The 12,649-nt window shown below is 49.0% G+C and carries 12 protein-coding genes; 6 read left to right on the top strand and 6 right to left on the bottom strand.

Features of this window, described 5'->3' with window-relative positions; genetic code table 11:
- The first annotated feature begins 123 nt into the window (after positions 1-123).
- A complete protein-coding gene (locus tag LVQ79_RS19510) occupies positions 124-2,481 on the top strand; it encodes a YgiQ family radical SAM protein (RefSeq protein ID WP_502258317.1) in 2,358 nt (785 codons plus the stop codon).
- Between the two features lie 112 nt (positions 2,482-2,593).
- On the opposite strand, the gene dkgA is transcribed toward LVQ79_RS19510, so the two are convergent.
- Together dkgA and yqhD are read right to left on the bottom strand one after the other, a co-directional pair.
- Entirely contained in the window at positions 2,594-3,421 is an 828-nt protein-coding gene (gene dkgA, locus LVQ79_RS19500; RefSeq protein ID WP_232866224.1) for a 2,5-didehydrogluconate reductase DkgA, read from the bottom strand.
- 105 nt (positions 3,422-3,526) lie between these two features.
- Entirely contained in the window at positions 3,527-4,690 is a 1,164-nt protein-coding gene (gene yqhD, locus LVQ79_RS19495) for an alcohol dehydrogenase (RefSeq protein WP_232866223.1), read from the bottom strand.
- Between the two features lie 193 nt (positions 4,691-4,883).
- Between yqhD and LVQ79_RS19490 the strand changes: the two genes are divergently transcribed.
- Positions 4,884-5,774 (top strand): AraC family transcriptional regulator, encoded by an 891-nt coding sequence (locus LVQ79_RS19490; protein WP_232866221.1) that lies wholly within the window; start codon positions 4,884-4,886, stop codon positions 5,772-5,774.
- Between the two features lie 48 nt (positions 5,775-5,822).
- Here LVQ79_RS19490 and LVQ79_RS19485 read toward each other — a convergent pair whose 3' ends face one another.
- Together LVQ79_RS19485 and metC are read right to left on the bottom strand one after the other, a co-directional pair.
- Positions 5,823-6,482, bottom strand: a complete 660-nt coding sequence (locus LVQ79_RS19485; RefSeq protein WP_232866219.1) for a DedA family protein — start codon at positions 6,480-6,482, stop codon at positions 5,823-5,825.
- A 180-nt stretch (positions 6,483-6,662) separates the two neighbouring features.
- On the bottom strand, positions 6,663-7,853 hold the full coding sequence (metC, locus tag LVQ79_RS19480) for a cystathionine beta-lyase (RefSeq protein ID WP_232866217.1): 1,191 nt from the start codon (positions 7,851-7,853) through the stop codon (positions 6,663-6,665).
- Between the two features lie 188 nt (positions 7,854-8,041).
- On the opposite strand from metC, the gene exbB reads away from it, so the two are divergent.
- From exbB to LVQ79_RS19465, 3 genes are all read left to right on the top strand, one after another.
- On the top strand, positions 8,042-8,776 hold the full coding sequence (gene exbB / locus LVQ79_RS19475) for a tol-pal system-associated acyl-CoA thioesterase (protein WP_151994909.1): 735 nt from the start codon (positions 8,042-8,044) through the stop codon (positions 8,774-8,776).
- Positions 8,777-8,780: 4 nt separating this feature from the next.
- Positions 8,781-9,206: a TonB system transport protein ExbD gene (gene exbD / locus LVQ79_RS19470; protein ID WP_232866215.1), complete on the top strand. Its 426-nt coding sequence runs from the start codon at positions 8,781-8,783 to the stop codon at positions 9,204-9,206.
- A gap of 343 nt (positions 9,207-9,549) precedes the next feature.
- Positions 9,550-11,001, top strand: coding sequence for a methyl-accepting chemotaxis protein (locus LVQ79_RS19465; RefSeq protein WP_232866213.1), 1,452 nt, complete (start codon positions 9,550-9,552; stop codon positions 10,999-11,001).
- Positions 11,002-11,070: 69 nt separating this feature from the next.
- Here the strand turns inward: LVQ79_RS19465 and LVQ79_RS19460 are convergent, their stop codons facing one another.
- Together LVQ79_RS19460 and LVQ79_RS19455 are read right to left on the bottom strand one after the other, a co-directional pair.
- Entirely contained in the window at positions 11,071-11,463 is a 393-nt protein-coding gene (locus LVQ79_RS19460) for a cytoplasmic protein (protein ID WP_232866211.1), read from the bottom strand.
- Positions 11,463-11,861 carry a hypothetical protein gene (locus LVQ79_RS19455; RefSeq protein ID WP_232866209.1) on the bottom strand — a complete coding sequence of 133 codons (399 nt, stop codon included), beginning with the start codon at positions 11,859-11,861 and terminating at the stop codon, positions 11,463-11,465. Before LVQ79_RS19455 ends, LVQ79_RS19460 begins: the two co-directional genes overlap by 1 nt.
- 103 nt (positions 11,862-11,964) lie before the next feature.
- Between LVQ79_RS19455 and LVQ79_RS19450 the strand changes: the two genes are divergently transcribed.
- Entirely contained in the window at positions 11,965-12,468 is a 504-nt protein-coding gene (locus LVQ79_RS19450; RefSeq protein ID WP_232866207.1) for an ESA_00282 family adhesion-associated protein, read from the top strand.
- Positions 12,469-12,649: the final 181 nt, after the last annotated feature.

Below are 12,649 nucleotides of genomic sequence, written 5' to 3'. Positions count from 1 at the left end.
CATCAGTGAAAGGGCCTTAGATTTTAACACGGCAATAACACTTCATTTTTGACCCCATACCAGCGTATAATCGCCGGCTTTGGTTATTTTTAAATCATTTTTTATTCATTTTTCGGAAGCATTATGAGCTCTATTAGCTTGATCCAGCCCGATCGCGAACTCTTTTCGTGGCCACAATACTGGGCAGCCTGTTTCGGCCCGGCACCATTTTTACCCATGTCACGCAAGGAAATGGACGAGTTAGGTTGGGATAGCTGTGACATCATTCTGGTTACCGGAGATGCCTACGTTGACCATCCAAGTTTTGGTATGGCGATCTGTGGCCGAATGCTGGAAGCCCAAGGCTTCCGCGTGGGCATCATTGCCCAACCAGACTGGAATACTAAAGAAGACTTCATGCGTCTTGGCAAACCGAATCTGTTTTTCGGTGTGACCGCAGGCAACATGGACTCCATGATCAACCGCTACACCGCGGATCGTAAGCTGCGCCATGACGATGCTTACACGCCAGATAACGTGGCGGGTAAACGCCCGGATCGTGCGTCGCTTGCTTATACCCAGCGTTGTAAAGAAGCCTGGCGCGATGTGCCCGTCATTCTTGGTGGCATTGAAGCGAGCCTGCGCCGTACCGCGCATTACGATTACTGGTCTGATACCGTTCGTCGCTCAATCCTGGTCGATGCGAAAGCCGATATGCTGATTTTCGGCAACGGCGAGCGCCCGCTGGTAGAAGTGGCTCACCGCCTGGCAATGGGCGAGAAAATCGATCAAATTTGCGATGTGCGTAACACCGCCATGATGCGTAAAGAAGCGATGCCGGGCTGGTCTGGTGTGGATTCTACGCGTCTGGATATGCCTGGCCGTATCGACCCGATTCCACACCCTTACGGTGAAGATTTGCCGTGTGCAGAAACCGGTAAACCGGATAAGCCAATTAACGAAGCTCAGGCTATCGTGGTTAAACCAGCGCCGATGAAGCCGTGGGAAAAAACCTACGTGTTGCTGCCGTCCTTTGAAAAAGTCAAAAATGACAAAGTGCTGTATGCGCATGCTTCACGTATTTTGCACCATGAAACCAACCCAGGTTGTGCTCGTGCGTTGATGCAAAAACACGGTGACCGTTATATCTGGATTAACCCGCCAGCCATCCCGCTTTCCACTGAAGAGATGGACAGCGTATTTGCACTGCCTTACAAGCGCGTTCCGCACCCTGCCTATGGCAAGGCGCGAATTCCTGCTTATGAGATGATTCGTTTCTCAGTGAACATCATGCGTGGCTGTTTCGGTGGCTGTTCATTCTGCTCCATTACCGAACACGAAGGCCGCATCATTCAGAGCCGTTCTGAAGATTCGATCATTAGCGAAATTGAAGCGATGCGCGATACCGTTCCAGGCTTTACTGGCGTGGTTTCGGATCTCGGTGGCCCAACCGCCAACATGTATATGCTGCGCTGTAAGTCGCCGCGTGCGGAACAGACATGCCGCCGCTTGTCTTGCGTGTATCCGGACATTTGCCCGCACATGGACACCAACCATGAGCCGACGATCAACTTGTATCGCCGCGCCCGTGAGATTAAAGGGGTTAAGAAGATCCTGATCGCATCCGGTGTTCGTTACGATATCGCAGTGGAAGATCCACGTTATATCAAAGAGCTGGCGACGCACCATGTTGGTGGTTATCTGAAGATTGCTCCGGAGCATACCGAAGAAGGGCCGCTATCTAAGATGATGAAGCCGGGTATGGGCAGTTATCAGCGCTTTAAAGAGCTGTTTGATACTTACTCCAAACAGGCAGGTAAAGAGCAGTATTTGATTCCTTACTTTATTTCTGCGCACCCGGGTACGCGTGATGAAGACATGGTGAATCTGGCTCTGTGGCTGAAGAAGAACCGCTTCCGTTTGGATCAGGTGCAGAACTTCTACCCGTCGCCGCTGGCGAACTCGACCACCATGTATTACACCGGCAAGAACCCGTTGGGTAAGATTGGTTATAAGAGTGAAGATGTGGTGGTGCCGAAAGGCGATCGTCAGCGCCGCTTGCATAAAGCGTTGCTGCGTTACCATGATCCAGCCAACTGGCCGCTGATTCGTGAAGCGCTGGAAGCGATGGGTAAAAAGCACCTGATTGGTGGCCGCCGTGAGTGCCTGGTGCCTTCGCCAACGATTGAAGAGATGCGTGAAGCGCGCCGTTATAACCGTGGAGCGCGTCCAGCATTGACGAAACATACGCCAATGACACATCAGCGTCGTGCACCTGGCGACACTAAGCCTGCTGCCGGTGGGAAACCTGTTGCTGGTGCGAAGCCTACGGCTGGAGCTAAACCTGTTGCTGGTGCGAAGCCTACGGCTGGTGCTAAACCTGTTGCTGGCGCGAAGCCTACAGCTGGTGCTAAACCTATTGCTGGTGCTAAAGCGGCTACTGGTGCAAGACCTGCACCTAAAGTTGTATCAAGGCCTACAAGCAGGAAACGCCCGGCTTAAGGATTGTAGTGAAACAGCCAGGGCGGATGTCGCAAACGACATCCGCCCTGGCGCTACAATATCTTTCCTGGATCGGATAAGCGTAAGCGCCATCCGACACTATGAAACAGTTTTACGAGCCAAACACATCAGGGTCTGGTCCCAGACGCTTATGACTATCCAGCTTCGCAATCTCGCTTAACTCGTCTTTATCAAGACGGAAATCAAACACGTCAAAGTTCTCAGCAATACGCGATGGGGTCACCGATTTCGGGATCACAACCAACCCGCTATCCAGATGCCAGCGAATGACAATCTGTGCCGGGGTTTTACCGTATTTATCGGCAAGGTCACGGATGATTTTCTTATCAAACACACCCTCTCCGCCCTGAGCCAGTGGGCTCCAGGATTCGGTCTGAATTTTATGTGTCGCATTCCAGGCATGAAGCTGGCGTTGTTGCAGAAGTGGGTGGAGTTCAATCTGGTTGATAACCGGCGAGACGCCCGTTTCATCAATCAGACGCTGGAGATGGTTGAGTTGGAAATTACAGACGCCAATGCTTTTGACCAGCCCTTGTTTTTGCAACTCAATCATACCTTTCCAGGCTTCAACATAGTGATCTTTGCTCGGCACCGGCCAGTGCATCAAATACAGATCGACGTAATCGAGCTGGAGCTTTTCAAGGCTGTCTTCCAGCGCCTGACGTGGCCTTTGCTGATCGTCATTCCACAGTTTGGTGGTGATAAACAGTTCGTCGCGCGCAATTTCAGCCTGTTTTAGTGCATTGCCCACGCCGTCTTCGTTCTTGTACGCCGCAGCGGTATCAATGGAGCGATAGCCGACTTCCAGCGCTTTATCGATGGCAATCAGGACTTGATCGTTGCTGGCTTGCCAGACACCGAGCCCCAATTGTGGCATTACATTTCCATCCTGAAGCTTTATTACTGTTGGATTTGCCATGTATTCCTCCTTAATAAGCGATACACCGGAAGGGGCTTCCGGTGTAACAATTGCATTTAAGTCTGGACCAAATACTCAGAAACGTGAAAAAAATGGCTAAATTACTTAGCGTGCTGCCTCGTAAATACGACGGCTTACGTCCAGAGTAATGTCCTGGCGCTCACCTAATTTAGTCATGCCTTTTTCTTCCAGTTTTACCAACAGAGCCGGGATGGTGCTGCCATCCAGACCATAGGCAGACAGGCGAGTTGGGGCACCCATTTGCTCGAAGAAATTACGGGTTGCAGCAATTGCCGCATCAATACGTTCTTCTTCGGAGCCTTCAGTGATATTCCACACGCGCTCAGCGTATTGCAGAAGTTTGCCGCGTTTCTCGTTACGTTTTTCATTCAACAAAGATGGCAGAACCACCGCCAGAGTCTGCGCGTGATCCAGGCCGTGCATCGCAGTCAGTTCATGACCCAGCATGTGAGTCGCCCAGTCCTGCGGTACGCCGGCACCGATCAGGCCGTTTAATGCCATGGTCGCCGCCCACATTACGTTGGCACGCACGTCATAGTTTTCTGGCTCTTTCAGTGCAATTGGGCCGTCTTCAACCAGCGTTAACAGAATACCTTCGGCAAAACGGTCCTGCACCTTGGCGTTCACTGGGTAAGTGATGTATTGCTCAACGGTGTGAACAAAGGCGTCGACTACACCGTTTGCAACCTGGCGCGGTGGCAAAGTGTAGGTGTAAACCGGGTCAAGTACCGCGAATACAGGCTGAACGTGTTCAGACATAAACGCTTGTTTGTCGCCTGTTTCACGGCGAGAAACTACGGCACCCTTGTTGGATTCAGAACCGGTCGCAGGCAGCGTCAGAACAGAACCCATTGGGATTGCGCTCTTCACATCGTTGCCATGAGTTAGCAGGATATTCCATGGATCGATATCAGCCGGATAGTTGGCTGCTGCGGCGATGAATTTAGTGCCATCCAGCACAGAACCGCCACCGACCGCTAACAGGAAAGTGACTTTCTGCTGGCGCACAACTTCTACCGCTTTCATCAGCGTTTCGTAAGTCGGGTTAGGTTCAATACCACTAAACTCCAGTACATCCAGCCCTTTGAGTTCGGCGTAAACCTGGTCCAGCACGCCGTTTTTCTTCACGCTGCCGCCGCCGTAGGTGATCAATACGCGGGCATCAGCAGGAATTTGTGCGCGCAATTCGGAAATAGCGCCTTTACCAAACAGGATGCGAGTTGGGGTATGTAGGTTGAAGTTGTTCATTATTTGATTCCTGTGGTTTGGATCGTTAGAGACAATACTTATCGAATTTGATGGTAGCCATTGTCGGCTTCGGCTGGCTATCTCTCAATGCTTATTCCTGCCTTTGTCTTGCCTATTTCTACTTACCTCTGGAGAAAAATATAAATTAGTCGCAGACTTATCACGTCATAAAAGCCATGTGGAGCGGAAGGGAATGAAGCGGGAAGCGATTTGCCAGCAATTAACAAATAAGATTAATTATTTGATACAAAAAGAAAATAGTGGTCTTTCTTCATTACCAAATGTCACTTTATTGTATGGCACTAAACCCTATGCTCGCACGCCAGTAATGTATGAGCCTGGAATCATTATTCTCTTTTCAGGGCAAAAAACGGGTTATTTGAACGATCGTGTGTTTCGCTACGATGCTAATGAATATCTGCTATTAACGGTGCCACTGCCTTTTGAATGTGAAACCTTTGCCTCACCTGAAATGCCATTGGCGGGCTTGCGGATTAATATCGATATCTTGCAGCTTCAGGATTTGCTTATGGATATTGGCGAGGATGATTTATCGCATCCGCATAACAACTCAACAGGGATTAACTCAGCCGAGATTTCCGAAGAGATCCTGTGTGCCGCCGAGCGTTTGCTGGACGTGCTCGAACACCCGCTTGATGCGCGAATTCTGGGAAAACAGATCATTCGCGAGATTCTCTACCACATTTTAATTGGGCCGTGTGGCGGGGCGCTGCTGGCATTGGTTAGCCGGCAGACGCATTTCAGCCTGATTAGCCGTGTGTTGCGTCGTATTGAAACGCAGTACACCGAGAACCTCTCAGTGGACCAACTAGCCGCTGAAGCGAATATGAGCGTCTCTGCGTTTCACCATAACTTTAAGTCGGTGACCAGTACTTCGCCGCTGCAATACCTCAAAAGCTACCGCCTGCATAAAGCGCGAATGTTGATTTTGCATGATGGGGTGAAAGCTAGCGCTGCGGCTATTCGTGTGGGATATGAAAGTGCTTCGCAGTTTAGCCGCGAGTTTAAACGCTACTTTGGGGTGACTCCGGGTGAAGATGCCGCTCGTATGCGAGTCATTTAAGCTGAAGCTTACAGAGTGGATAATTTCGCATTATCCACTCTGTAATTTTTATGCGGGGTTAAATCTTTTTTTGATAACCACAAATAGTGTACCTACCAGACCTGCGACCAGCAGAACCATCGGCAGAATCATCAGACAGGTCATCACCTGATCTTCGTGGCGTTTCACAAATGGAATCATGCTCAGGGCATAACCCAGGCTGGTGACGCTACCAACCCATAACAACCCACTAAACCAGTTAAATACCTGGAAGCGGCGATTGCTAAGGCCAGAAATGCCCGCCATGGTTGGCAGCAGTGTGCGCACAAACGCCAAAAAACGGCCAGCTAACAAAGCGAATAAACCGTGTCGGTCAAACATCACCGTCGCTCGCTCGTGATACTGCGGTGGGAGTTGTTTCAGCCAGCTTTTCACCACCCGGGTATTGCCGAGCCAGCGGCCTTGCACATAGCTCAACCAGCAACCGAGGCTTGCTGCCGCGGTTAAAATAACGATTGTCGGGACGAAATTCATAACCCCTTTTGCCACTAGCGCTCCTGCGAGTAATAGCAGACTGTCACCTGGCAAAAACGAGGCGGGCAGTAATCCATTTTCGAGAAACAGCGTCGCAAACATGACGCAATAAACCACTCCAACAACATGAGGGTCCGCGAGTGCAGCAAAGTCATGTTGCCAAAGCGCTTGAACGATATTGTGTATAACAGCCATGGCAAATCCTGTGGAACCGCTTTATTGAGCAGGCCTGAATCTACAGTAGTTAGATTAGGCACACCTTAGTTTTAGGAACTTAGTGTAACGCTAAAAAGCCTGCGACATCTTGATCACAGGCTCAACAAATCATTATGGGATAGCAAAAACTGTCCTTATGGGCGTCCACTTCTGGCAATTTTAGGCGATCCGTTGGAAACCTGCTTCAAGATCGGCGATGAGATCGTCAACATTTTCCAGGCCAATGTGAATGCGTACTAGCGTCCCGCTGAAGTCTACCCCGCCAGCCGGGCGGATCTCTGCGAGTTCTTCCGGTTGGTTGGCTAGGATAAGCGATTCATAGCCGCCCCAGGAATAGGCCATACTAAAATAGTGGAAATTATCCAGGTAGTGCTGATATTGCTCGTTATTTAAGCGACTCTTCAGCACAAATGAGAACAAGCCGCTGCTACCTGTAAAGTCTCGTTTCCAGAATTCATGCCCTTTGCTGCCGGGCAGTGCAGGGTGATTAACACGTTCAACCTGCGGGTGTTGTGCCAGCCATTCGGCAATTTTCAGACTACTTTCATGATGTTGACGCAGGCGCACACCAAGAGTGCGTAGACCTCTGCTCGTCATATAAGCGGTATCGGCATCCAACATTTGCCCCATCAGATAAGAGTTCTCGCGCAACTGATCCCAGCAACGTGCATTTGATACAGCTGTACCAACCATCGCATCCGAGTGGCCAATCAGGTATTTGGTGCCGGCCTGAATCGAAATATCGATACCGAAATCCAGCGCCTTAAAGAGAATGCCTGCCGCCCAGGTGTTATCAATCATGATGATGGCGTCTGGGGCAACGCTACGTACCGCCTGTACAATGGCTGGAACGTCATGTACTTCCATTGTGATAGAGCCAGGCGATTCCAGAAATACGACTTTAGTATTGGGTTGCACAAGTTCAGCAATGCCTGCGCCAATCATTGGGTCAAACCAGGTGGTGCTCACACCGAGTTTAGCGAGGATTTTGGTGCAGAAGTCCTGGCTGGGCTCGTAAGCGGAGCCGGTCATCAGCACATTGTCACCTTGCTCGACGAACGCCAGAATCGCATTGGCAACGGCTGCGGCGCCACAAGGGTAAAGCGCACAACCCGCACCACCTTCGAGCTCGCACATTGCTTCTTGTAAAGAGAAGTGGGTCAGGGTGCCGCGGCGACCATAAAAAAGTTCGCCTTTCGCGCGGTTAGCCGTCGCCTGCTTTTTGGCTTCAACAGTTTCAAAAACCAACGAGGAAGCGCGTTGAATGACGCTGTTAACCGAACCCTGGGTGAATTTTTTATCGCGCCCGGCATTAACCAGCGCCGTTTCAATGTGCTTCTTCGCAGTCATGTTCACTTTACCCTGTTTAACCATCTGGATGTCTAAATCTAACTTATCATCTTTTTGCTGCGTAAGCGCAAGGAATGCATAGACAATTTAAGGCACTCTTTAAATACTAATGAGAACTACTATCAATTCGATGCCGTTTTGATATTATTACGACCAGTTTTTGTATTGTTTCGTGGTGGAGAGTAAGAGTGACGAATAATTTGATGCAGACAGACCTCTCTGTCTGGGGCATGTATCAACATGCCGACATCGTGGTAAAGATTGTGATGATCGGCCTGATTATGGCCTCTGTCGTCACTTGGGCAATCTTCTTTAGCAAAAGTGTTGAGCTGTCATCGCAGAAGCGCCGTCTTAAGCGTGAACAGCAGCAACTGGCTAATGCCCGCTCTCTGGATGAAGCCAGTGAAATGGCCGAAACGTTTGATTCGAAAAGCCTCAGCACTATGCTTATCAACGAAGCACAGAACGAACTGGAGCTTTCCGCAGGCAGCGAAGATAACGAAGGCATTAAAGAGCGTACCGGTTTCCGCCTTGAGCGCCGTGTTGCGGCAGCGGGTCGCCACATGGGACGCGGTAACGGCTTCCTTGCGACCATCGGTGCGATCTCTCCATTCGTCGGCCTGTTTGGTACGGTCTGGGGCATCATGAACAGCTTCATTGGGATTGCTCAGTCGCAGACCACTAACCTGGCGGTTGTTGCACCTGGTATCGCAGAAGCGTTGCTGGCAACGGCTATTGGCCTGGTTGCAGCGATTCCTGCGGTTGTTATCTATAACGTCTTTGCCCGTGTGATTGGCGGCTATAAAGCGTCTCTGGGTGACGTTGCTGCTCAGGTTCTGCTGCTGCAAAGTCGTGATCTGGATTTAGCGGCTAGCTCTCAGTCTCGCCCAGTACGTACCGCTCAGAAACTGCGTGTAGGTTGATCCCATGGCAATGAGTTTTAACGAAAACCACGATGATAACGGCGAAATGCATGACATCAACGTGACGCCGTTTATCGATGTCATGTTGGTACTGCTGATTATCTTCATGGTGGCCGCACCGCTTGCGACAGTGGATGTGAAGGTTAACCTTCCTGCATCTTCAAGCCAGCCGCAACCGCGCCCGGAAAAGCCCGTCTATCTGTCCGTCAAAGCTGACAAAACCATGTTTATTGGTAACGATGAAGTGACCAAAGAAAGCATGATTAACACGCTGATGGCGGCGACCGAAGGCAAGAAAGACACCACGATTTTCTTCCGCGCAGACAAAACGGTTGATTACGAAACCATGATGAACGTGATGGATACGCTGCATCAGGCAGGGTATTTGAAGATCGGGTTGGTGGGACAAGAAGTCACTGCCGCCAAATAAGTTTTGCATGCTCTTACAACGGCCTGTTAGCTCAACTAACGGGCCGTTTTTCTTTTGTCCGCATTCCCGTCTGACTTAATTCAAATTTTAAAATCACACGAACGTATTATTGATAACGTGTGAAACTTATTCGCGATGAAACAATGTTTATCTATGCTATTTCTATGCCCGTCATAATTCGAGCCGCAGGGGTGTTGGCTGCACTCACAAACCCCAGTCACTTACTTAAGTAAGCTCCTGGGGATTTGCTCCCTTGCCGCCTACCTGCAACTCGAATTATTTTGGGTATATGCGGGATTATTCCGTCCTGAAAATATCTGATAACAGAAGCGTGGATAACCAAATGGCAACGATGACTGTTTTGCATACCGGCAATAAACAGCCCGACGTGGTGTCTCTGAGAAACATTTATCTGCATGCTGATGTTTTAATGTTTTGGGTCGTGTGGGGAATGTTTGTTATTTCGCTGGCGGTGGGGTGGGCTTATGATGCGCTACCGGTGGCGCTGGTAGTGGGCAGTTTACTTGCGTTGAGTTCCAGTATTATCAAAGTATTACTACCCGGTAAGCTATTTACCCGCTTGTATTATGCGTTCACATTAATCGGTTTTGCCGCATTGCTCATTCAATTAGGTGACGGTGAAACTGAATATCACTTTTCGGTTTTTGTATTGCTATCAGCATTATTAGCTTATCGCGATTATCGACCATTATTAATAGGGGCGATGGTTGCAGCGCTTCACCATGTATTATTTGCCTGGCTGCAAGCTAATGACTTATTTGGTATCACTTGCTTTATGCATCCCGGCATTCATATGGTGGTATTCCATGCCATTTTTGTGGTGGCGCAAACGGCAATCCTGATTTATATGGCATTGCGAATGGCAGACGATGCCCGTTCCGCCAGCGAAGTCGCGCAACTGGCGGCGCAGATTAACCGCCAGCCGGGTTGCCTGACCCTTACACGTAGTGAAAGAGAAAGCCGCACGCCGTTTGCTCAAACCTTTAATACTACGCTTACCACGATGAGAGACACGCTAAGCCATGTGAGTGCTGGTGTGGCATCAGTACTCACAGCTTCGGAAAGTATCATCCAACGTAATGCCGCACTGTCTAAACGTACTGACGAGCAGGCAGCCGCGCTGGCCGTTGCTGCCAGTGCCATGGAACAACTCAGCTCCTCCGCAGTCGCGACTAGTGACAAAGCGCAAAGTGCCAGGATGCTTGCCACTCAGGCAAGTAATCTCGCCAGCAAAGGTGGAGTCAGTATCGATGCTGCCACACACACTATGGAACAAATCCGCGAAGAGTCTGACCACATCAGCAATATTCTTGAACTGATCGATGGCATTGCCTTCCAGACTAATATTCTGTCGCTAAACGCGTCCGTTGAAGCAGCCCGGGCAGGCGCTCATGGTCGAGGGTTCGCGGTGGTGGCTGCCGAAGTACGCACACTGGCGTTACGTTGCGAAAATGCGGCCAAAGACATACGTCAGTTGATAAGCGTATCGGTAGAGTGTACTCGGACAGGCTCGGTACAAGTGGAGAACGCGGGGCAAACCATGCGTGAAGTGATTGGTTCCATCAATGCGTTGGCAGAGTTGGTGGAAGAGCTTTCTGATATGAGTGGACAGCAAAGTATCAGCATTACGCAAATGAATGAGAGCATCGCCAGTATCGATGAAAGCGTGAGGTATAACGTGGAACATACTGCGCAAACCGTACAGGCTGCGCGCCAACAACAGCAACAAGCTGATGATTTGCAGCAGGCAATCTCAGTATTTCGTCTGGCCTGATAACCGGTTCGTAAGCGTATTTATGTCGCCAAAGAAGAGCGCCTGCTTTTCGCATGCGCTCCAGAAATCTTATAAGTGCGGAGTTTTGTAGCTGTTTTCCAGCAATGCACGGGTACGTGAGAGTGTTTGTGTTTCTTCATCTCTCAACTTCTGATACACCGCCTCTAGTCGAGCCAGAACTTCGGTTTTAAGCCTGGGGTGGTGGCTGATGATCTCGCTGAGAACTGAGCCATAAATCTCATCTTTCACACGATATGGGTAAATTTGATGGCGGTTATGCCATTTTTGTTCAACCAATGCCGCAGTGATATTGATCTGACCTTGCGCGATGCGAGCAATATTTTCATTTTTAATCTGTACCAGCGCGGCAATATTTTCACGTAATAACGTATTATCAGACGCGGTATCGTCAGATGGTGCGGCCGTTTGAACTGGGGGAAATTGCAATTCTGACATTGGCATTACTCATCCAGAGAATAAAACAGAGGCCAGCTTTTTTCCTGAGTTAACTGATTGACCCAGATTTGCTGTGAATGGTGACTTATCTGCAATTTTTTATCTTCTATTAGCATTTGCAGATCGGCTGAGTTGATTTTTTCTTGCTCTATGAGTTCATTTAATACTGTTACTATCGCTTCAATTTTCACTGCATAAAACAAACGATCTTTTAAATGCCGGTCGTTCTCTTCAAGCAATGTATTTTTCGCTTGCCCAGCATAATGAGGGGCGCTCAGAATCGTTTTCTCCAGAACTAAAAGATTATCCTGAGGATTTAGCGTTAGAGCGCTATGTTCTTCTGATCCGGCAATATCAGCCTGAGAGACAGGAAGGGTCACTGGCACCAGGTTGTTGGGCAGCATTAGAGATGTCCTTTTATATCAATGGAATAAATTTTTACGGTTAACAGATGCCAGGTTGACTATATGTTGCCTCAAAATTACTATAAAAAAAACAGGAGTTCCCATGCAAAGCGTCTTTTATTCAATTGTATTAATATTGTTATTGCTGTGCGTAGTACTGGTGCTGATGCGTGAGATTTCGCATCCCAAAGTTAAATTAACCCCCGCTAGTATCCCTAAATTAAATTTATCTGAAATTGACGAGCGTGAAGATTATTTTGCTAAGTTAATGTTAAAAATAACGCCTGATTATTACTGGCGAGTGAGCCATGAATATGTGGATTTCAATCATGCCACTATCAAACGGATGCATATTGACGAACTTAGCGCTGACCTGACACTCTTTAACGCTCAGCGGCGTTGTAGTGATTTACACTCTGCCATCTACCGCTATTACGATAATCTCAGAAAGCGCTGTTCCGAGGGGGAGAAGGTACCTTTTGCTGATATCGAACTGCTGAATTTACGCCAGTGCTTTGATGAGTTCAGTCATGATGCTTACCCCGCGTTGGTTGCTTTGGTATGGCCGCATCTTCAGAGACCGGAAGTCTGTCTTGAGAATGTATAGTGCATTTTGCCAATTAGGCTGATTTGATATCAGGCTGTTTTTTAAACTAAAAAAAGACCCTGTAAATAATTCTGTGTAACTGCCAACGTATTAAAGGTGATCGCTCAGGCGGTCACCGAACTCGATAATAAAACGACTCATCGCCAGCCGCCAGTTTTGGATCGGCATACTCCATTTCTTT

This window comes from Buttiauxella cochleicola, from assembly GCF_021282405.1.
Lineage (GTDB): Bacteria > Pseudomonadota > Gammaproteobacteria > Enterobacterales > Enterobacteriaceae > Buttiauxella > Buttiauxella massiliensis.
This window is presented reverse-complemented; position numbering and strand designations above follow the sequence as displayed.

Excerpts from the sequence above, each read along its gene's own strand:
- yqhD (WP_232866223.1), bottom strand. The coding sequence starts at position 4,690 with ATGAACAACTTCAACCTACATACCCCAACTCGCATCCTGTTTGGTAAA.
- LVQ79_RS19465 (WP_232866213.1), top strand. The coding sequence starts at position 9,550 with ATGGCAACGATGACTGTTTTGCATACCGGCAATAAACAGCCCGACGTG.
- LVQ79_RS19455 (WP_232866209.1), bottom strand. The coding sequence starts at position 11,861 with ATGCTGCCCAACAACCTGGTGCCAGTGACCCTTCCTGTCTCTCAGGCT.
- LVQ79_RS19490 (WP_232866221.1), top strand. The coding sequence starts at position 4,884 with ATGAAGCGGGAAGCGATTTGCCAGCAATTAACAAATAAGATTAATTAT.
- LVQ79_RS19485 (WP_232866219.1), bottom strand. The coding sequence starts at position 6,482 with ATGGCTGTTATACACAATATCGTTCAAGCGCTTTGGCAACATGACTTT.
- exbD (WP_232866215.1), top strand. The coding sequence starts at position 8,781 with ATGGCAATGAGTTTTAACGAAAACCACGATGATAACGGCGAAATGCAT.
- LVQ79_RS19510 (WP_502258317.1), top strand. The coding sequence starts at position 124 with ATGAGCTCTATTAGCTTGATCCAGCCCGATCGCGAACTCTTTTCGTGG.
- dkgA (WP_232866224.1), bottom strand. The coding sequence starts at position 3,421 with ATGGCAAATCCAACAGTAATAAAGCTTCAGGATGGAAATGTAATGCCA.
- LVQ79_RS19460 (WP_232866211.1), bottom strand. The coding sequence starts at position 11,463 with ATGCCAATGTCAGAATTGCAATTTCCCCCAGTTCAAACGGCCGCACCA.
- metC (WP_232866217.1), bottom strand. The coding sequence starts at position 7,853 with ATGACTGCGAAGAAGCACATTGAAACGGCGCTGGTTAATGCCGGGCGC.
- LVQ79_RS19450 (WP_232866207.1), top strand. The coding sequence starts at position 11,965 with ATGCAAAGCGTCTTTTATTCAATTGTATTAATATTGTTATTGCTGTGC.